This window comes from Bacteroides sp. 11BF, assembly GCF_019633765.1.
In the GTDB taxonomy this organism is placed as follows: domain Bacteria; phylum Bacteroidota; class Bacteroidia; order Bacteroidales; family Bacteroidaceae; genus Bacteroides; species Bacteroides hominis.
Genome location: NZ_JAFKPJ010000010.1, coordinates 183,028 through 202,596, shown reverse-complemented (window position 1 = coordinate 202,596; position 19,569 = coordinate 183,028). Strand labels below are relative to the sequence as shown.

The following is a 19,569-nucleotide window of genomic DNA, read 5'->3' as shown; positions in this document are numbered from 1 at the left end:
TTTATCGATTATCGTTCATTGTTTATTCAAAGCAATCATTTCTTCAATGTAGTCTCTTGTATTGCTGAGTCTCGGTACTTTATGCTGACCACCTAATTTCCCTTTTTGAGCTAACCAGTCATGGAAAAGTCCTTTGCGTGCGACAATCACTTCCAATGGTTGGAGAGCGATATCTTTCCATCGTTTTGCTTCGTAGTCGGAGTTTACTTCTTTCAGTGTAGTATCCAGTACCGCCGCAAATCTTTCGATGGAATCGGGCATTTTGGCAAACTCAATAAGCCATTGATGACGGCATTTGGCATTTTCATCCATAAATACGGGGGCAGCGGAATATTCGCTGACTTGAGCACCAGTTTCAGCACATGCTTTGGCAAGCCCTTTTTCTGCATTATCTACGATCAGCTCTTCACCAAAAGCATTGATGAAGTGCTTGGTACGTCCTGTAATGACGAACTTATACGGATTCTTTCTGGTGAATTTCACAGTATCTCCGATCATGTACCGCCATAATCCGCAGGAAGTGGAGATCACCATAGCATAATTTTTATTTAGCTCTACTTCTTCAAGGCAATAGGTGCGGGGATTCTCTTTTTCCACATCCTCCAAAGGAATAAATTCGTAGAAAATACCATAGTCAATCATCAATAACATAGATGGGTCGGAGAAATCGTTTTGTGTCCCGAAATAGCCTTCCGATGCATTGTAGGTTTCGACATAATGCATTTTAGAAGAATGAATGACTTGCTTATATTGTTCACGGTAAGGGGTAAAAGCGACACCTCCGTGGAAGAATACTTCCAGATTGGGCCATACTTCTTCCAAGGTCTGCTTGCCTGTTTTTTCAAGAATACGTTTGATTAAGACCAGCATCCAGGAAGGAACACCCGAAAGATTGGTTACATCTACCGGTATGGTGCTGTTGGCAATAGCTTCAATTTTGGTTTCCCATTCGTCCATTAATGCTATTTGCTTGCTTGGCACACGTATCAGGTTGATCAGCGGACTTACATTCTGGATCAATATGGCTGAAAGGTCACCTACCAGACTATGGTTGGAGTTCAGGTTCGGACTATGGCTGCCTCCCAGAATCAGTCCTTTACCGGAAAAAAAACGGCTGTCGGGATTCATGCGGAAGTAGATTGCGGCCGCGTCTTTTCCTCCCCGGTAATGAATATCCTGCAAGGCCTCTTTGCTAACCGGAAGAAACTTGCTTTTATCGTTTGTGGTGCCCGAGGATTTTGCAAACCAGCGTATTTCTGAAGGCCACAATAGGTTTTGTTCGCCTGCACGGAGACGTTCCACATAGGGCTTTACTTCTTCGTAGGTTTGTATGGGGAGTCGGTTTTTAAAGTCTTCGTAATTGCGGATAGATTTATAATCATACTTCTTTCCCCATTCAGTATTTTCTGCCTGTTTTACGAGACGGGTCAATACCCGGTGCTGTATATCTCCGGCTTGTGTATCATAAAGATCTATGGCTTTTAAACGGGAATCAAATACTTTGCTTATAATCTTTGTAATATTCATTGCTCTTTAACATATAATGTTTAGTCGTGCAAAAATAGCCTTAATTATCTTTTTTTTCTATCTTTACGACGGAAATAATAGTTAAAAGTGAAGATATGTCATGCTTTTGCAGACAGATGGGTAACTTTTTTCTTTTAAATACGTAATATTCAATAAAAAAAGAGCAGCAATGAAGATCGGAATTCTTACATCCGGAGGAGATTGCCCCGGCATAAACGCTACGATTCGCGGGGTGTGTAAAACGGCCATTAATCATTATGGAATGGAAGTTGTGGGGATTCACAGTGGTTTTCAGGGATTGCTGACGAAAGAGGTAGAATCGTTTACTGAAAAATCCTTGTCCGGATTGTTAAACCTGGGTGGTACTATGTTGGGAACTTCACGTGAGAAGCCGTTCCGTAAGCAAGGTATTATTTCGGATGTGGATAAACCGGCGCTGATACAACGTAATATTGCTGAATTGGGACTTGATTGCGTGGTGTGTATCGGTGGAAATGGTACGCAAAAGACTGCCGCAAAATTTGCAGCGATGGGAATTAATATCGTTTCTGTTCCTAAGACGATTGATAATGATATCTGGGGTACGGATATCTCTTTCGGATTCGATTCGGCAGTGAGCATTGCTACAGATGCTATCGACCGGCTTCACTCTACGGCAAGCTCTCACAAGCGGGTGATGGTAATCGAAGTGATGGGGCATAAAGCAGGATGGATTGCTCTATACTCGGGTATGGCAGGAGGAGGAGATGTAATCCTGGTTCCGGAGATACCTTATAATATAAAAAATATAGGGGATACAATTTTAAATCGTTTAAAAAAGGGGAAACCTTATTCGATTGTGGTCGTTGCGGAAGGTATCCAAACTGATGGGCGTAAGCGTGCTGCCGAATACATCGCCCAGGAAATTGAATATGAGACAGGTATTGAGACGCGTGAAACGGTGCTTGGCTATATTCAGCGCGGTGGCTCACCTACACCTTTCGACCGTAACTTATCTACCCGAATGGGAGGGCATGCGACGGAGCTGATTGCTAATGGGCAGTTTGGACGTATGATTGCATTGAAAGGTGATGAAATATCTTCCGTTGCATTAGAAGAAGTAGCCGGAAAGTTGAAATTAGTGACTGAAGAACATGACCTTGTGGTACAAGGGCGCAGGATGGGAATATGCTTCGGATAATAATCCGAGGTGTTTAGATTATATACTGATATTTTCAGTTGATGTTATTTTATCAACTTGCGGAGATTCCTCTGTCTGGTTTATTTCAGGATCGTCGGGTGTATCTTCTGTGGAGATATTATTCTGTACTTTGGCTTCTTGTACACCTGCCATGAACTCAGGATCCCCTTTGATTTTTTTGAGGGCCATCTGTGCGGCATTCTGTTGTGATTCCTTTTTGGAGTATCCTGTACCGGATCCTCCGAGTATGCCTTCAATCCGGACTTCTGTCTGAAACACGGGATTATTCTCTTTGTCAAGGAACTGTTCTATTAATTCGAAAGAAACTTCCATCTTGTTTTTCTGGCTCCATTCGATCAGTTTAGACTTGAAGTTCACCTCTTTGCGTGAGAGTTTGTCCAGATCTATATAGGGCTCGATGATTTTCTTCTGCATAAACTGTTTGCAACATTCATATCCCCGGTCAAGATAAATGGCTCCAATAAAAGCTTCGAACGCATTCCCATACATATAGCTGTTGTGGGAAGAAGAACGTGTAGAATATTTGATAAGTTTGTCCAGGCCTATTTCGACTGCCAGTTTATTTAATGTTTCACGCTGAACTATTTTAGAACGGGTGTTTGTCAGGAATCCCTCTCTTTTACCTTCGAAATGTTGATAGACAATATCCCCTACGATGGCGTCAAGAATGGCGTCACCAAGGAATTCCAGGCGTTCGTTGTTCAACGGACGTCCTTTCTCCGAACGTACAGCTGTCGATTTATGCAGGAGAGCCTGCTCGTATAGCCGGATGTTGCGTGGATAGAATCCAAGTATGCGATAAAAACAAAAATAAGACTCTCTATCCTTACAGAACAGGAGCCTTATCTTATCTATTTTATTACGTAACACGACTTTATTCAGCGTATTTCTTGAAGATTACACAAGCATTGTGACCACCAAATCCGAATGTATTCGAAAGGGCAACGTTAACTTCACGTTTCTGTGCTTTGTTGAACGTGAAATTAAGGTTATAGTCGATGTTCTCGTCGTTATCACCTTCGGCATGATTGATAGTCGGAGGAACGATGCCGTTCTTGATGGCAAGGATACTTGCAATAGACTCTACCGCACCGGCAGCACCCAACAAGTGACCTGTCATTGATTTGGTTGAACTGATATTCAACTCAAAAGCATGTTCGCCAAATACTTCCTTGATTGCTTTGGCTTCCGATATATCACCCACCGGAGTGGATGTACCGTGAACGTTGATGTAATCCACTTCTTTAGGATCCATTTCTGCATCTTCCAGGGCATTCATCATCACCAGTTTTGCACCAAGTCCTTCCGGATGAGATGCTGTCAGGTGGTGAGCGTCAGCAGACATACCTACACCGGCTACTTCTGCATATATTTTTGCGCCACGGGCTTTTGCATGTTCAAGTTCTTCAAGAATCAGACATCCTCCACCTTCACCCATTACAAAACCGTCGCGGCTCGCGCTGAACGGACGAGATGCTGATTGTGGTTCGTCGTTACGAGTTGACAATGCATGCATAGCGTTGAAACCTCCTACACCGGCTGCTGCGATAGCGGCTTCCGAACCACCGGATACAATCACGTTTGCCTTACCCAGACGGATCAGGTTGAATGCATCGGCGATGGCGTTAGTAGAAGTTGCACATGCAGAACAAGTTGCGTAGTTCGGGCCGTGGAAACCATACATAATAGAAATCTGTCCGGCAGCAATATCTGAAATCATCTTAGGGATGAAGAACGGATTATACTTAGGACCGTTTTCTTTGTGGAGGGCATAATTGCTTGTTTCCTCCTCAAATGTACGTATACCACCGATACCGGCACCAAAAATAACGCCGATTCTGTTTAAATCCTCATTTTCGATATCAAGACCCGAGTCTGCAACCGCTTCTTTGGCAACGGCAACGGCATACTGTGTGTACAAGTCCATTTTACGTGCCTCTTTGCGGTCGATATATTGAGTTACATCGAAGCCTTTCACTTCACATGCAAATTGAGTCTTGAATTGCGATGCATCGAAATGAGTAATAGGTCCTGCTCCACTAACCCCGTTCACGAGGTTTTCCCAAAATTCCGGGACGGTATTGCCAACAGGAGTAATGGCGCCCAGACCTGTTACTACAACTCTCTTTAATTCCATACTGATGAAATCGAATTACTTAGCGTGTTCTTCGATGTAAGCTACAGCATCCTGTACTGTGCCAATCTTTTCAGCTTGGTCATCAGGAATAGAGATACCGAATTCTTTTTCGAATTCCATGATAAGTTCTACAGTGTCAAGAGAATCAGCTCCCAGGTCGTTAGTGAAGCTTGCTGTTTCTGTAACTTCTGATTCTTCTACGCCCAATTTATCGACGATAATCGCTTTCACTCTTGATGCAATTTCAGACATAACTTTAAGTTTTTAATTAATAATTAGTTTTATTTCTTTAAATTTGCGGTGCAAAGGAATAAATATTTATCGTCCTGCGCAAATTTTTGATTAAATAAATGCAATCTTTTGCACATTTTTCACTGTTTTGTGCACTAAAAGGTCTGATTATGGAGAAAAACATCGCTATTTTTGCTTCCGGCTCTGGTACAAATGCTGAAAACATTATCCGGTATTTCGAGGGAAATGATTCAGTCAGGGTAAAATTAGTTCTTTCTAACAGGAAGGACGCGTATGTTTTGGAGCGTGCACATCGTTTAGGAGTGCTCTGTAGGGCTTTTCCGAAGTCTGATTGGGAAATAGCGGAATCCATCTTGGATTTGCTGCGTGAACATCAGATTGACCTGATAGTGTTAGCCGGCTTCTTGTTGCGTATACCGGATGCACTTTTGCATGCTTATCCTAATAAAATTATAAATATTCATCCGGCTCTTTTACCTAAGTTTGGGGGAAAGGGGATGTATGGCGATCGGGTGCATGAGGCGGTGGTAATGGCAGGAGAGTCCGAAAGTGGTATTACTATACATTATATAGACGAGCATTACGATGAGGGAAGTATCATTTTTCAAGCTAAATGTTCAGTGCTTCCCGGAGATACCCCTGCGGAAGTGGCTAAAAAAGTTCATGCGTTGGAATATGAATGGTTTCCCAGGATCATAGAACAAACCGTAAATACCTTCTTGTAGAGCTGGTTTTCTGAGGAAATGTTTTATAGTATCGTATGAGGTTGTGTCGAAACTCTTTTCACCACAGCCTCATGTGATATTTAATATCCTCTTATTGAGGATCGGTATTATCAGGGTTAAATAGTAAATCAACTGATATTAATCTTATATGCTCCTTCTTCTCTCCTTAATGGGTAATCTCCCCGGAGTTGTTCAAATAGCTTCGGATGGGTCTTTAGTGCATCGCTGTCCCGTCGGGGATCGTAAATTTGCAGGGAGGCCGCTTCATAAGTTGTTGCGGAAATTATTTTGTTTTCCGGTTCCGGAGGAACAATCTGATAGCCGGCTTCAATCCGGAAGAACCGGCATAAGGCTTCAAGTGACATTCGGGTTGCGTTTGCTTTTCCGTCTGCGGAATATCCGGCGATGTGAGGAGTGCCTATAATTACTTTCTCTAATAATTTAAGATTGATATCCGGTTCATGTTCCCATACATCAATGACAGCATCGGACAAGGTACCTGACTGAAGAGCATCGAGCAGTGCCTCTGTTTCGATAACTTCACCGCGTGAGGTGTTCATGACTATTGTCCCCTTTTTCAGTGAACGGAAGAAGTGTTTGTCTGCCAAATGATAAGTTTTATATTTTCCCTCCTTATATAAAGGTACATGAAATGTGATTATGTCACACTCTTTGGCTATATTCTCTAAAGTAGTGAACATTGTGCTTTCTTCTTTTTCTGCTCTGGGAAGATCGTTCAGCATTACTCGCATTCCTAATTTTCGGGCTACATCAGCTACTTTGCTTCCTACATTTCCTACGCCTACGATGCCAATGGTCATTTGATGCAACTTCATTGCATGGGTTTGTTGTAAAATGAACAGGGCAGATTGGATATATTGTGCAACGGATGCCGAATTACATCCCGGGGCATTGGTCCATGTGATACCTGCTTCCCGGCAATAGGCTGTGTCGATATGATCGAATCCTATTGTAGCGGTTGCGATAAATTTTACTTTGCTTCCGGCAAGCAGTGAACGGTTACAATGCGTACGTGTGCGGATAATTAATGCATCGGCATCATGTATCAGTTCCGGGGTGAAATCTTTTCCCGGAGCATATACTACTTCATCGGCTATTTGCTCAATAGCCTCTTTGATGTAAGGTATTTTGTTGTCTACAATAACTTTCATGATTGATCAGGGGTTTGCATGCAAAGGTAGGAAATAAAAAGCAGGAAAGATTGGCTATATGGAAAATATTGCATAGATTTGCCCGGTAATGCGCATTACGATAAGTTTGAACTTAGACAATTTATATCAATAATGAAGTGTATCCACATTATTACTCCGGTAAAAGATTCTATTGAGTTGACGTTGCAAACAGCTGAGGCTATTTTAAAATCAGATTTCACCGTTCCTTTTCATTATACTATTTATAATGATTTCAGCACCGATGAAAACACGAAACGACTGAAAGAAGCATCCCTGGCGATGGGATTTGAGTTAATTAATCTGTCCGAGATCACTTCTCATCCTTCTCCCAATTATTTGCTGGTGCTTCAGATGGCACAAGAAAAGGCTGTTGCCGCTGAAGCAGGCTTGCTGATCGTTGAATCTGATGTGATTGTGAAAAAACACACTTTGCAGGCTCTTTTTGATGGTGCGCAGTCCAGACAAAACTGTGGAATAGCTGCTGCTGTGACAGTAGATGAGAACGAGGTAATTAATTATCCCTATTTATATGCGAAAGGCAAAGAAAATCAGGTGTTTCCGGAAAAGAAACATCTTAGTTTCTGCTGTTCTTTGCTGACAACCGACTTTCTGCGTGCTTTTGATTTTCATTCTTTGAATCCGGAAAAGAACTGGTTTGATGTAACTATTTCCCATCAAGCACTTGAAAAAGGTTTTGTCAATTATCTGTTTACTACTTTGACTGTATGGCATCGCCCGCATAGTAGTCGTCCATGGAAACAGTTGAAGTATACGAATCCGCTTAAATATTACTGGTTGAAGTTCACTAAAGGATTGGATAAAATTTGATGGTATGGCAAAGCCGTTAGTATCTGTAGTTATTCCTGTATATAATATGGAGGAGTTTCTGGAGGAGACACTGGATTCTGTCCTGTCTTCTGATTATCCGAACTTTGAGGTGATTGTGATGGATGATGGTTCGAAAGACCGTTCTCTTGAAATTGCCGAAAGCTATAAGTCCCGGTATGAAAATGTAAGGGTTTACACACAAGTAAATAGTGGCGTTGCCACGGCTCGTAATCATGCTATTTCTAAAGCAGGTGGAGTATATATTTTGCCGGTCGATGCTGATAATCGTATTAGTAAAGAATTGATTCATTCTGCTGTAGATATACTGGAGTCGGATCCGGAAGTAAAAGTGGTCTGTCCACGTGCCGAGTTTTTCGGAGACCGTTCGGGCGAATGGGTATTACCACCTTTCTCGCTATCATTGCTTGCTCGTAAAAATATGATGGATACTTGTGCTGTTTACCGTAAGTCCGAATGGGAAAGAATTGGAGGATACTGTGCGGAGATCGTGGCTCGTGAAGATTGGGAATTTTGGATCTCAATGTTAAAGGATGGAGGAAAGGTTGTAAAGTTGCCGGAAATAGGTTTGTTTTATCGGGTGCGCGAACAGTCTAAACGTGTTACTGACCGTTTGCTAAAAAAGCATGTGATTGACGTTCTAAATAGACGACATCCTGATTTCTTTGAGCGGGAATTGGGAGGGCCGTTACGTTATCAGCGTTCCTGGTCAAGGTTAATCAATCGGATTTCCCGAATAATCCACCCTCGGAGAGTCTTCGTTGGAGATGATTTTCAGGACTTATCTTCTTTTGTACGTGTATTACCTGTGCATTTTGAGAATGGAGGAACGTTGATATATGAAGGAAGAAATAAATTGAAAGAGTTTGAAATACATGGTAGAAAGTTGATAGTGAAGTCATATCAGCTTCCTCACCTGATTAATCGAGTTGTTTATAATTCTTTTCGTGCCTCTAAAGCCCGCCGTTCTTATCAATACGCACAGATGCTGCGTAAAGCAGGTATTGGCTCTCCTGCTCCTGTTGGATTTTATTCTACGGGAACATGGTTGTTGTTTGGCCGTAGCTACTTTGTGAGCCTAAAGTCCGAATGTCCTTATACGTATCGTAATCTGTTAGAGGAGACTTTTACCGGTGACAAAGAAAAGGTGTTACGTGCTATAGCCCGTACCACAGCAGCTTTACACGAAAACGGTTTTCTACATAAAGATTACTCGGGAGGGAACATTCTTTTTAGGGAAACGGATAAAGGCATTGAAGTGGAAATCATTGATTTAAACCGCATGCGTTTTGGTAAAGTCGACATAGAAACCGGTTGTAAGAACTTTGAGCGCTTGCCCGGAACACATGAGATGTTTGTTATCTTGGCAGATGAATATGCCAAAGTGAGGGGATTCGATGCCGATAGATGTCTGGAACTGATTGAGAAGAGTCATTTATGACGCATTGATTGAGACAACCCTTTGCCTAAGATTATGGTGGGCAATATATACCAACGTCTGAAGTGGAAACATAATTTGATTATAATGATCCATTTATATATGATATAGAATAAAAAATTGGAATGCTTTTTATATACATATAATTTTGAAATAAACCTTTCTTTGTAAGCCAACGCATAAACTTTTGTAGATTCACCTTGGAGGTGTAAAAATCTATAGGTTGGTAAAACCGTTGACTGATAGTTGTGATAAGATAATCTTGTACAGATATCATACTCTTCATAATAGAGGAATATATTAGTATCAAAGCCTTTGATTTTGAAGAAGACTTCTGAAGGAAACATCATAAATGCTCCGTTGATCCATGAAGCATGTATAGGAAACTGGTATACTTTCTTTTTTCTTTTGGGGTAGCGGGCGGGACATAATCTTTCCGGGATGTCGTTTCCTAAAATCTCATATAGAATACCGATTGGATGATTGAATGAGGGTACTGCCTTCAGGTGTTTGTTGTATTGCTGTGGTGTAATGCATCCTGTTTGAGGATTTTCTTTCAGGTAGTTGCATAATGGGCTAATGCAGTCCTCTAATAGCTCAGTGTCATTGTTTAGAAAACAGAGGTATTTCCCTTGGGCTATGTTTGCGCCAACCATATTCCCTGCCCCGAAACCACTGTTTATTTTGTTGCGTATAATAGTAATTTCCTGACCGGAAAGATTTTCAGTAAGGTGTTGATAGTCTGTTTCCTGGCTGGCATTGTCGACAACTATTATTTCGTAAGTGCCATTAGGCAGGTATTTGTGTATACTGTTAATGCAGTTTAGGGTTAATCGGGAGGTATTATAATTCAGGATGATAATTGATACTTTCATAGTGGTATGGGGGTTATTTAATTATTATTGGGTTTATATATCTATCGAAATCCAGCTTTCCGGAAGTATGTGAGGTATCTTCTTGACGTTTGACCAGCGTGAAGGTGCGATAACAGTTTTATCCTTATAGGCATTTAGCCATGCTCCCCACCAACTGAAACTGCTGTTGGCTATTATATTATGACGACACAGGCTCATCAACATCATGTCCTGCCAACTGTCAGGGCCCCTATTCCAAGATATATATTGATGGGGTAAATGATGTATCTTCAAATGTGCTTTCGTCCATTCCACATCATCAGAAAAGATATGGAAGAATGCTTTCGGTTCTTTTTTTAATATGATTGAGATTGCCTTTTGATAGTATTCTTCTGTGCATATATTTCCATATTTTATTTTGTTTTTAGCTGATGTATAATCTCCTCTTCGGATATGAATTGATACGCTCGAACGTTGTTCTTTAATTATCTTTGCCCATTCTTTTGTTCTGAAATTGGCATTTTCTGTGTTGAAAGAAAAAATATCTCTTATGGTATCTGAAGATTCTTTGAAGAAGAGTTCAGATTGAAAGAATCCTTTGTAATATACTAATGGCCATCTCTTGTGTTGTGTGTATTTATGAATGGATAATTCTTCTTCGGATTTTTCTCGTATAATCGAAAAGAATGCATACACAATTACTCTTTTAAGCCATTTATGGGCAGATATTGTTTGGGGATGGACCGAAAACACATCTTCCAATTCATATCCGTTATGTAATTTATATTTCTTCATTTCAGACATATCTATCCGAAGCTCCGGAAATATTGTTTTCATTTGTATATAGAAGGCGTAAATGAACATTTGATTCCCTANTTGATATGTTTTTTTAAACGTACGTTTAAAAAACATCATATTTTAACCTGACATTTATTTTTATATGTTGTGAAATATGGATTATATTGTATGAGGTGTAAAAGGCTTATTAAAGGTTTGTTTAATCTTTATCTCCGGTTTTCTTAATAAAAAACTGTAATTAGTTTTTTCAAGTAGAAAATAAGTCTTATTTTTGTTTCATTAAACGTACGTTTAATGAAACAAAAATGAAGCTGAAAGACGTTTAGCTTAACTGCTTAATGATATGAATGATAGTCTTTTATATAAACTTTCCAGTGGCAAGCCTCCTAAGTTTATTTATTTTATAAGTAATACTTTGAAGATGCTTATTCCGAATGCTTTTTATCGGTATAAGTTGAAAAGTACATTGGCTCAATTACAGTATCGTTCGGATAAAGACTATATCGAAGAGAGAGTGAATTATTATAATAAGCTGTCTTCTCCTTCTTCTTTGCCGGAAAAGTCTTTTATAAAGAATGAATTTCGGTATTTGATCTTTTTAGGAACTCTTGCGGACAATAAAAAATCTCTTTTTCATACCGCATATTTTTTTGATACCAGGGAATATACCCGTTGGTTTAAACAATCTCTTCGGTGGGGATATTGCCCGGGCGATGTATATTTCACTCCGGAATTCCCGTCTATTGTGAAAAGCCGTTTACTGACCGATTCCAATGATAACTCTGTTGTTATGAAACTGGATAAGTTCAGGCATTTTATGTTTGTAAATGATACAATGCCTTTTTCTTCTAAAAAGGATATGGTTATCTTCAGAGGGAAAATACGACGAAGCCGTACCCGTAAATTATTTTTAGAGATGTATATGGACCATCCGATGTGTGACTGTGGAGTCGTTGGTAAGGATGAGGGAGTACCGGACGCATGGATGACTCCTAAAAAAACGATTCGTCAGCATTTGGATTATAAGTTCATAATGGCATTGGAGGGGAATGATGTTGCATCAAATCTGAAATGGGTAATGTCTTCTAACTCGATAGCAGTGATGCCGCGTCCCACTTGCGAAACTTGGTTTATGGAAGGAAAATTGATTCCTAACTATCATTATATTGAGATTAAACCCGATTTTACGGATTTGGAGGAACGGTTGAAGTATTACATCGAACATCCGGAAGAGGCTCAACAAATCATAGAGCATGCTCATGAATATGTGGCTCAGTTCAGAAATCCTCGTCGTGAAAAGTTAATATCGCTGTTGGTTCTGGATAAATATTTTCGGATGACAGGTCAAAATATTGAAGATTGATAAAACTCTATTCTCCTATGATACATATAGCATGTAATATTGACTCTAATTTTACGGTACACTGTGCAGTAACTTTGGTTTCACTGTTCGAAAATAACCGTGAATCTGAGTTTTGTATCCATATTGTGGCCTCTACACTGCCTTCTGAAGATAAGGAAGTACTAAAAACAATAGCAGGTCGTTATGGTAATGAAGTACGCTTTTACTTTCCTCCGGAAGACTTGTTGCATAATTTTTCTATCAAGAAGTTTGGTAAGCGCATTTCTATGGCTACTTATTACCGTTGTATGTTCTCAGCCATTTTACCGGAAGAGGTGGATAAAGTGCTTTATCTGGATTGTGATATTGTTATTCTTGGAGATATATCAGAGTATTGGAATACAGATATGAGTAATTATTCGGTTGCTTGTGTCGAAGATATCGGCAGTAATGAAGATGAACGTTATGATATCTTGAAGTATGATAAGTCATTCTCTTATTTTAATGCGGGAGTACTACTTATCAATTTGCGCTATTGGCGTGAGCATAAAATAGATGAACAATGTGAACAGTATTTTTTACGATATCCCGAGCGTATCCGCTTTAATGACCAGGATCTTTTGAATGCTGTTCTGCATGAATCTAAACTTTTTGTTCCCTTAAAATGGAATATGCAGGATGGTTTCTACCGTTATGGGGTGGATAAAGGAGTGAAAGATAAGAAGCAATTGCATCAACAATTGCTCCATCCTGTTATCCTGCATTATACTAATAAAAAACCCTGGAATTATGATAGCATGCATCCTTTGAAAGGGGAATACTTTAAGTATCTGGATATGACTCCCTGGAAAGGCAAACGACCTTTATCTACTTTTAAAGCTCGTTTGTCTTGGTGGTTGAAGTTGCTTCCTTATGCAATGCGGTTCCGTAAGCCCAAGTATATGAAGCTGTAAATACATTGATCAAAGCATTTGCTATCTGTTGCGTCTTTTTTGTACAATTTTCCGGTATATAATCATTCCAATTGTATATAGTTTGAAATGATTATATATGCAGTATCGTCTGATCGCTTTTGATAATCCGATGTCTTTCAGACTGAGATAGTCATAATGGTGACAAATCTCCATTGTAGCCGCAATTATTTGGTCATTAAGGGGGGAAGGCCTCATGATGACAATATGATTGATTAAGTGGAATGCTTTTTTTAGTAGTTTTAATGGCTTTTCCGATACAGTTTGTTCCTGTTTGACAAATTGGTATTGATCATGCAGGATCTTAACTAACTGGAATTCTTCAATTGGATTGAAAGTTGTGTTTGTGAGGCTGTCGGTGCGAATTCTATAGTGATACTTAGGCGCTTGTATCAATACTGTTTTGTTAGCTCTATGAAATATCTTGTAACTGAGGGCTGCATCTTCGAAAAATTTTCCCATGGGAAAGCGGAGATTGTTGAATAATTCCCGTTTATATAACTTTTCCCAAACATAGTTTCGTATAATCTTATCCTTAATAAGAGCCATCATGGCATCTTTGTGATTAAATGTAATTATCTCTTTAGACTCAAATGCAGCTTTGATCTTTGTTCCATATTCTATATAGTGCGCACAGGCAGATATGTCTGCTTGGTACTTACTTAGAAGATTATAAAGTGTTTCGTACATATCATTTTCAATCCAATCATCACTATCCACGAAACCTATTAAATCACCGGATGCAATATCAAGGCCTGCATTACGAGCATCGCTTTGTCCTCCGTTTTTTTTGTGTATGACTTTGATTCTTGTATCCAATTTAGCAAATTTATCACAAATAGCAGGGGATTCATCTGTCGAGCCGTCATCAACGATGATCACTTCTAAGTGGGTATATGTCTGGTCTAAGACCGATTGAATGCATTGGCTTAAAAAGGGGGCTACATTATATACCGGAATAATAATACTTATTAATGGAGACTCATCGATTTTTTTCATCATTAAGTAGTTTATTTAGTTAAGTCTAGGATCATTTTTACATATATGGATGCAAATATAGTATAATAGTAGTATATATGTGCTCTTTTAACCTAAAAAATGTAAATGCAATCCGTTTGTTGTCTTGGCTATACATACTTTTGTATATGATAAAGAGAAGAATTTTATTTTTTCATGGTGAGTTTCCTGCTGGAGGAGCTGAAAGAGTTACAATGGATATTGCCGATTTTGTAGCTCAATATGGCTATGAAACATATGTTATTACACATCAGATTAACAGTGGAAGTTATTCCAATATTAAGGTTATTGAGTTTCAAGGTGGAGGCGATGTTGACAGTCAGGAGAATGCTGACTTTATCATACATACTCTCAACTCGTTGAAAATTGATATCTTCATTCTGCCTATTTGTCTTTTAAGCAGATTGGATTTTATTAAAAGTAAAGTTGATAGTAAATTGATCTTTGCTTGTCACAGCACTCCTTTCTGGGAAATAACAGCCCGTCTACATAGGAGAAGGGGTAGAGCGCGTGGTTCTTTCTTTAAAATGTTGGAATGGGGGTTATTAACTTATCCAAAGATAGTATGGTTAAAGAAATATGACTCTTTTTTTATTAATCAATATAAGTTTGTTTATGATCAAGTTGATGCTTTTACTGTTTTGTGTGAGGAATATAAACAAATACTGCTTAATAAAATGGGAGTATCACTTGATGAGCAGAAAGTACATGTTATATATAATTCTGAGAGACAATGTCCGAATGTTAATTTGAATAAGAAAAAGCAGATTCTCTTTGTTGGGCGTATGAGTTATTATGATAAGCGGGTTGACCGTTTGTTGGATATTTGGGGAATGATATATAAAAAAGTACCGGATTGGGAATTGATTTTAGTAGGAGGTGGAAAAGAACTTCCTCTACTTCAAGCTAAAAGTCAAAAGATGAAACTTCAACGAATACGTTTTGCGGGACATAGCGATCATGTCGATGATTTCTATCGTGATGCTTCCGTATTATGTTTGACTTCAGCTTTTGAGGGATGGCCACTATGTTTGACGGAGGCTCAGGCGAATGGTGTCGTACCTGTAGCTTTTGATTGTGTAGCTGGGATACGCCAGATTTTGTCGCCTTCAGGAGTTAATGGGTGCCTTGTACCTTCTTTTAGTTTACATAAATATGCTGAGATGTTATTGTCTCTGTTGATGGATTCGGAAAAGTTACAAAAGATGCGGAATAACGTGATTTTGAAGTCAAAAGAGTACTCTCCTGAAATTGTCGGACAAAAATGGCTCGGTTTGTTCGAATCATTGTTATAATCTCTTTTGTATGAATACCTTTTTAGGAGAATATAAGTTTAAACTTTTCTCTTCTTGGGAATCAGTTTGCGATAAAGTGTCATTCCTATTTTATATATTCTGAAATGATGATAAATAAAATATCGTTTGATGGTTCTTGACACTCCGATATCTTGTGGTTTTAGATAATCATATTGGTGCATAATCTCTAATGTTTTGTCAATGACCTCATTGTTGAGTGTTGAGGAGGGTAGTATAATCGTGTGATTGATTAAGTGGATGCTTTTCTTTATAATCATTACAGGTTTGTCATTGATTAGTTGACGTTTTTTCATGAATTGATATTGTTCGTGTATGGCTTGCACATATTGTATTCCTTTGAGAGGGCTGAACGAAGAATTAGTAGTGCTTCCCCAACGAATTCTGTAGTGATATTTAGGTTTGTATTTTAATACAGTTTTGTTGGATCTATCAAATATCTTATAACTTAGGGATATGTCCTCAAAAACTTGTCCAATAGGGAAATATAATCCGGTAAATAGGTCACGTTTATATAATTTTTCTACGACATAATTTTTTATAATCTTATCTTCAAACAATGTTTTCATAACATCTGCATGGTTGAAAGTCATTATTTCCTCTTGCGATCTGTAGACAGTTGGTCTGCCATCCTCATATTCCAGATAATGTGTGCAGGCAGATATATCTGCTCCGTATTGACTGATTAGATTATAAAGTGTCTCATACATATCGTTATCAATCCAATCATCACTATCCACAAAACCAATATATTCTCCGGATGCTGTGTCTAAACCGATATTTCGGGCGTCACTTAACCCACCATTTTTTTTGTGTATCACTTTCACACGAGCGTCTAAGGCTGCAAAATGGTCACAAATAGCAGGTGAATGGTCTGTGGAACCATCATCTACAACAATAATCTCCAGGTTAGTATATGTCTGATCCAAAATTGATTGCAGGCATTGATGTAGATATGCCTCTACATTGTATACAGGCACAATAATGCTGATAAGGGGGAGTGTTCCCGATTTTTCCATTTTTATTTAGGTTTAGTAATATGCTATTGTCTTTGTACGTTGCAAAGATAACACTTTGTTTTTGTTTTTCTGAATATATATTTGATAGCTTTATGGGATGCGTGGTTGTTTTTGCAGTATAAAAAGAGAGCATCTGCTTAATTCGCCACTGACTTTCTACTCTCTGAATAGTAACTTGCTGAATATTTTCTGTTATCTTTGCAACTTAATCATTTAATAGTAAGTAATGAAGGAATTTTTTCAACTTATGCGGCGTTTTGTACCGCCTTACAAGAAGTATGTAATATGGGCGTTGATACTGAATTTATTCTCGGCCATTCTGAATATATTTTCTTTTTCTTTGATAGCCCCCATTCTACAGATATTATTTAAGGTTGATAAAGATGTATATGAGTTTATCCCATGGGATACTGCTTCAATTAGTACAAAGGACCTTCTGATAAATAATTTCTATTATTATGTTTCAGATATGATCCAGATCAATGGCGCTTCTTTTACTCTGATGTTGTTAGGACTCTTTTTAGTGGTAATGACTTTCTTTAAAACATTCTGCTATTTCGCTTCGTCAGCCGTGATGATTCCTTTGCGTACCGGTGTGGTACGGGATATTCGAGTGATGGTCTATGATAAAGTGATTCGTTTGCCACTTGGATTCTTCTCGGAGGAGCGAAAAGGAGATATCATAGCCCGTATGAGCGGGGATGTGGGAGAAATAGAGAACTCGGTTACCAGTTCATTGGATATGTTGGTAAAGAATCCGATCTTGATAATCGCTTATTTTACTACGCTGCTTGTAATCAGTTGGCAACTAACCCTTTTCACTTTATTGGTTGTACCATTGATGGGGTGGGTGATGGGTACGGTAGGCAAAAAACTTAAACGTCAATCCCTTGAAGCTCAGGCAAAGTGGAGCGATACGATGTCGCAACTGGAAGAAACATTAGGAGGACTTCGTATCATTAAGGCTTTCATTGCTGAAAATAAGATGATGAATCGTTTCCTGAAATGCAGTAACGAGTTTCGGGAGGCAACCAATAAAGTGGCGACCCGTCAGGCATTAGCCCATCCGATGAGTGAGTTTTTAGGTACGACCATGATTGTAATTGTGCTTTGGTTTGGCGGTTCACTGATTTTGAGCAGTCATTCTTCTATTGATGCTTCTACTTTTATGGTATATCTGACCATCCTTTATAGCGTAATCAATCCTTTGAAGGAATTTTCAAAAGCCGGGTATAATATTCCTAAAGGTTTGGCTTCGATGGAGCGTGTGGATAAGATTCTGAAAGCGGAAAATAAGATTGTGGAGATTCCTGATCCGAAGCCGCTGAATGGGTTAAAAGAGAAAGTAGAATTTAGGGATATTTCTTTCAGCTATGATGGAAAGAAAGAAGTGCTTCAACATATTAACCTCACTGTACCTAAAGGTAAGACCGTTGCTTTGGTTGGACAGTCCGGCTCAGGGAAATCTACATTGGTAGATTTGTTGCCCCGTTATCACGATGTACAGGAAGGAGCGATTACTATTGACGGAGTCAGCATTAAAGACGTTCGCATCTCCGACTTGCGCAGCCTGATCGGGAATGTCAATCAGGAAGCCATCTTGTTTAACGATACTTTCTTTAATAATATAGCTTTTGGTGTAGAAAATGCTACGATGGAGCAAGTGATTGAGGCTGCCAAGATTGCCAATGCTCACGATTTTATCATGGAGAAAGAAGACGGCTATCATACGAATATAGGTGACCGGGGCAGTAAACTTTCCGGAGGCCAGCGTCAGCGTATCAGTATAGCACGGGCTATCTTGAAGAATCCTCCGATTTTGATTCTTGACGAGGCTACTTCTGCTTTAGACACTGAGTCGGAACGGTTGGTGCAGGAGGCATTGGAGCGTTTAATGAAAACACGTACCACCATTGCTATTGCCCACCGTCTCTCTACCATCAAGAACGCAGATGAAATATGTGTACTATATGAAGGAGAAATAGTAGAACGTGGAAAACACGAAGAATTATTGGCTAAGAACGGTTATTATAAACGACTGAATGACATGCAGTCGCTGTAGGCATGGCAGAGAGATAGTGAACTCCCTCACTTTTTAATAATAACTTTTTTGCTAAGGCGGGTAGGGCAAGGTGGATTTGCCCTACCGGGGTTATAGCTAATTCGATATCAGAAGAAAGAATCTTTGAGGCGGTTGAACGTTATCATGTTTGAAAGAAATTTTTTCGGTAGTATTCCTTTCGGGATTTATTTGTTATTGGGGGTGATACGATACAATCCTTATTTCCTTCCGAAGTCTGCCGGGATTTCTCCCCATTGCTTGGTTTCCCACTTCAATATTGGGGTGGAATATTTATTTTCTTTAAGCCATTTTTCTGCACGTTCTATCAATCCGAACAATTTTTCTGTTTCAGCGGTCCGGGGAAGTTTTGTCTTGCATTTTTTTTGTTTTACCCAGCTGATTGCATTTGCGCTATCGCTATAGATAGGCATGTCGAATCCTTTCTGTTTCAGTAAAGCGAGTCCATGTACCAATGCCAGAAATTCGCCAATATTGTTAGTCCCCTTCATCGGGCCGAAATGAAAAATCTCTTGTCGGCTTGCGACGTGAACGCCACGGTACTCCATAGGTCCCGGATTACCACTGCATGCTGCGTCTACTGCAAGGCTGTTTTCAATGACCGCTGCCGGGAGTGTGTCTGGGGGGGTAGGGGAATCAGCTGTTTTCTTCTTAGCATTCTTGCCGATATAAGCATAAGGTGATGAAGCGAAAGCACGTTCTGCTTCCTCCCGGTTATCGAAAGATTTATATTTGGCACTATCATATCCTTTCACCTGCAGCTGACATTCGGTCCAGGATGTATAAATGCCGGGAGTTACTCCATCCCATACAACGTAATATTTTTGTTTGGCCATACTTGGTGTTTTCAGCTTAT

At 39.4% G+C, this 19,569-nt stretch carries 18 protein-coding genes; 8 read left to right on the top strand and 10 right to left on the bottom strand.

What is annotated here, in order from left to right:
* Window positions 1-15 precede the first annotated feature (15 nt).
* Window positions 16-1,527, bottom strand: coding sequence for a GH3 auxin-responsive promoter family protein (locus JZY04_RS12490; RefSeq protein WP_005779518.1), 1,512 nt, complete (start codon window positions 1,525-1,527; stop codon window positions 16-18).
* A 169-nt stretch (window positions 1,528-1,696) separates the two neighbouring features.
* Here JZY04_RS12490 and JZY04_RS12485 point away from each other — a divergent pair, with 169 nt between their 5' ends.
* A complete protein-coding gene (locus tag JZY04_RS12485; RefSeq protein WP_005779516.1) occupies window positions 1,697-2,707 on the top strand; it encodes an ATP-dependent 6-phosphofructokinase in 1,011 nt (336 codons plus the stop codon).
* A gap of 18 nt (window positions 2,708-2,725) precedes the next feature.
* Here JZY04_RS12485 and rnc read toward each other — a convergent pair whose 3' ends face one another.
* Genes rnc through JZY04_RS12470 form a run of 3 tightly spaced genes read right to left on the bottom strand, consistent with a single transcriptional unit; the run spans window position 2,726 to window position 5,117 of the window.
* Window positions 2,726-3,598 carry a ribonuclease III gene (gene rnc / locus JZY04_RS12480; protein ID WP_032530639.1) on the bottom strand — a complete coding sequence of 291 codons (873 nt, stop codon included), beginning with the start codon at window positions 3,596-3,598 and terminating at the stop codon, window positions 2,726-2,728.
* A gap of 4 nt (window positions 3,599-3,602) precedes the next feature.
* Entirely contained in the window at window positions 3,603-4,865 is a 1,263-nt protein-coding gene (fabF, locus tag JZY04_RS12475) for a beta-ketoacyl-ACP synthase II (RefSeq protein ID WP_005779512.1), read from the bottom strand.
* Window positions 4,866-4,880: 15 nt separating this feature from the next.
* A complete protein-coding gene (locus JZY04_RS12470; RefSeq protein WP_005779510.1) occupies window positions 4,881-5,117 on the bottom strand; it encodes an acyl carrier protein in 237 nt (78 codons plus the stop codon).
* Window positions 5,118-5,215: 98 nt separating this feature from the next.
* On the opposite strand from JZY04_RS12470, the gene purN reads away from it, so the two are divergent.
* Window positions 5,216-5,842, top strand: coding sequence for a phosphoribosylglycinamide formyltransferase (gene purN, locus JZY04_RS12465; RefSeq protein ID WP_181996394.1), 627 nt, complete (start codon window positions 5,216-5,218; stop codon window positions 5,840-5,842).
* A 128-nt stretch (window positions 5,843-5,970) separates the two neighbouring features.
* On the opposite strand, the gene pdxB is transcribed toward purN, so the two are convergent.
* Complete coding sequence (gene pdxB, locus JZY04_RS12460; RefSeq protein ID WP_122142636.1) at window positions 5,971-7,014, bottom strand: 4-phosphoerythronate dehydrogenase PdxB; 1,044 nt, start codon at window positions 7,012-7,014, stop codon at window positions 5,971-5,973.
* A 132-nt stretch (window positions 7,015-7,146) separates the two neighbouring features.
* Here pdxB and JZY04_RS12455 point away from each other — a divergent pair, with 132 nt between their 5' ends.
* Together JZY04_RS12455 and JZY04_RS12450 are read left to right on the top strand one after the other, a co-directional pair.
* Window positions 7,147-7,863: a glycosyltransferase family 2 protein gene (locus tag JZY04_RS12455; RefSeq protein WP_032538286.1), complete on the top strand. Its 717-nt coding sequence runs from the start codon at window positions 7,147-7,149 to the stop codon at window positions 7,861-7,863.
* 4 nt (window positions 7,864-7,867) lie between these two features.
* Entirely contained in the window at window positions 7,868-9,322 is a 1,455-nt protein-coding gene (locus tag JZY04_RS12450; protein WP_122142635.1) for a glycosyltransferase, read from the top strand.
* Here the strand turns inward: JZY04_RS12450 and JZY04_RS12445 are convergent.
* Both JZY04_RS12445 and JZY04_RS12440 read right to left on the bottom strand, forming a co-directional pair.
* Complete coding sequence (locus tag JZY04_RS12445; RefSeq protein ID WP_032536483.1) at window positions 9,313-10,194, bottom strand: glycosyltransferase family 2 protein; 882 nt, start codon at window positions 10,192-10,194, stop codon at window positions 9,313-9,315. The genes JZY04_RS12450 and JZY04_RS12445 overlap by 10 nt on opposite strands.
* Window positions 10,195-10,227: 33 nt before the next feature.
* Window positions 10,228-11,010, bottom strand: a complete 783-nt coding sequence (locus JZY04_RS12440; RefSeq protein ID WP_255584439.1) for an alpha-1,2-fucosyltransferase — start codon at window positions 11,008-11,010, stop codon at window positions 10,228-10,230.
* A 304-nt stretch (window positions 11,011-11,314) separates the two neighbouring features.
* Here JZY04_RS12440 and JZY04_RS12435 point away from each other — a divergent pair, with 304 nt between their 5' ends.
* Both JZY04_RS12435 and JZY04_RS12430 read left to right on the top strand, forming a co-directional pair.
* On the top strand, window positions 11,315-12,334 hold the full coding sequence (locus JZY04_RS12435) for a glycosyl transferase family 90 (protein WP_005812245.1): 1,020 nt from the start codon (window positions 11,315-11,317) through the stop codon (window positions 12,332-12,334).
* A 17-nt stretch (window positions 12,335-12,351) separates the two neighbouring features.
* Entirely contained in the window at window positions 12,352-13,266 is a 915-nt protein-coding gene (locus JZY04_RS12430) for a glycosyltransferase family 8 protein (protein WP_122142633.1), read from the top strand.
* Between the two features lie 21 nt (window positions 13,267-13,287).
* On the opposite strand, the gene JZY04_RS12425 is transcribed toward JZY04_RS12430, so the two are convergent.
* Entirely contained in the window at window positions 13,288-14,286 is a 999-nt protein-coding gene (locus JZY04_RS12425; RefSeq protein WP_085960014.1) for a glycosyltransferase, read from the bottom strand.
* A gap of 143 nt (window positions 14,287-14,429) precedes the next feature.
* On the opposite strand from JZY04_RS12425, the gene JZY04_RS12420 reads away from it, so the two are divergent.
* Entirely contained in the window at window positions 14,430-15,596 is a 1,167-nt protein-coding gene (locus JZY04_RS12420; protein WP_032536481.1) for a glycosyltransferase, read from the top strand.
* A 38-nt stretch (window positions 15,597-15,634) separates the two neighbouring features.
* Here the strand turns inward: JZY04_RS12420 and JZY04_RS12415 are convergent, their stop codons facing one another.
* Window positions 15,635-16,633 (bottom strand): glycosyltransferase, encoded by a 999-nt coding sequence (locus tag JZY04_RS12415; protein ID WP_005779398.1) that lies wholly within the window; start codon window positions 16,631-16,633, stop codon window positions 15,635-15,637.
* A 226-nt stretch (window positions 16,634-16,859) separates the two neighbouring features.
* On the opposite strand from JZY04_RS12415, the gene JZY04_RS12410 reads away from it, so the two are divergent.
* Complete coding sequence (locus tag JZY04_RS12410; protein ID WP_032542836.1) at window positions 16,860-18,695, top strand: ABC transporter ATP-binding protein; 1,836 nt, start codon at window positions 16,860-16,862, stop codon at window positions 18,693-18,695.
* A gap of 218 nt (window positions 18,696-18,913) precedes the next feature.
* Here JZY04_RS12410 and JZY04_RS12405 read toward each other — a convergent pair whose 3' ends face one another.
* Window positions 18,914-19,549, bottom strand: coding sequence for a viroplasmin family protein (locus JZY04_RS12405; protein WP_005779394.1), 636 nt, complete (start codon window positions 19,547-19,549; stop codon window positions 18,914-18,916).
* Window positions 19,550-19,569: the final 20 nt, after the last annotated feature.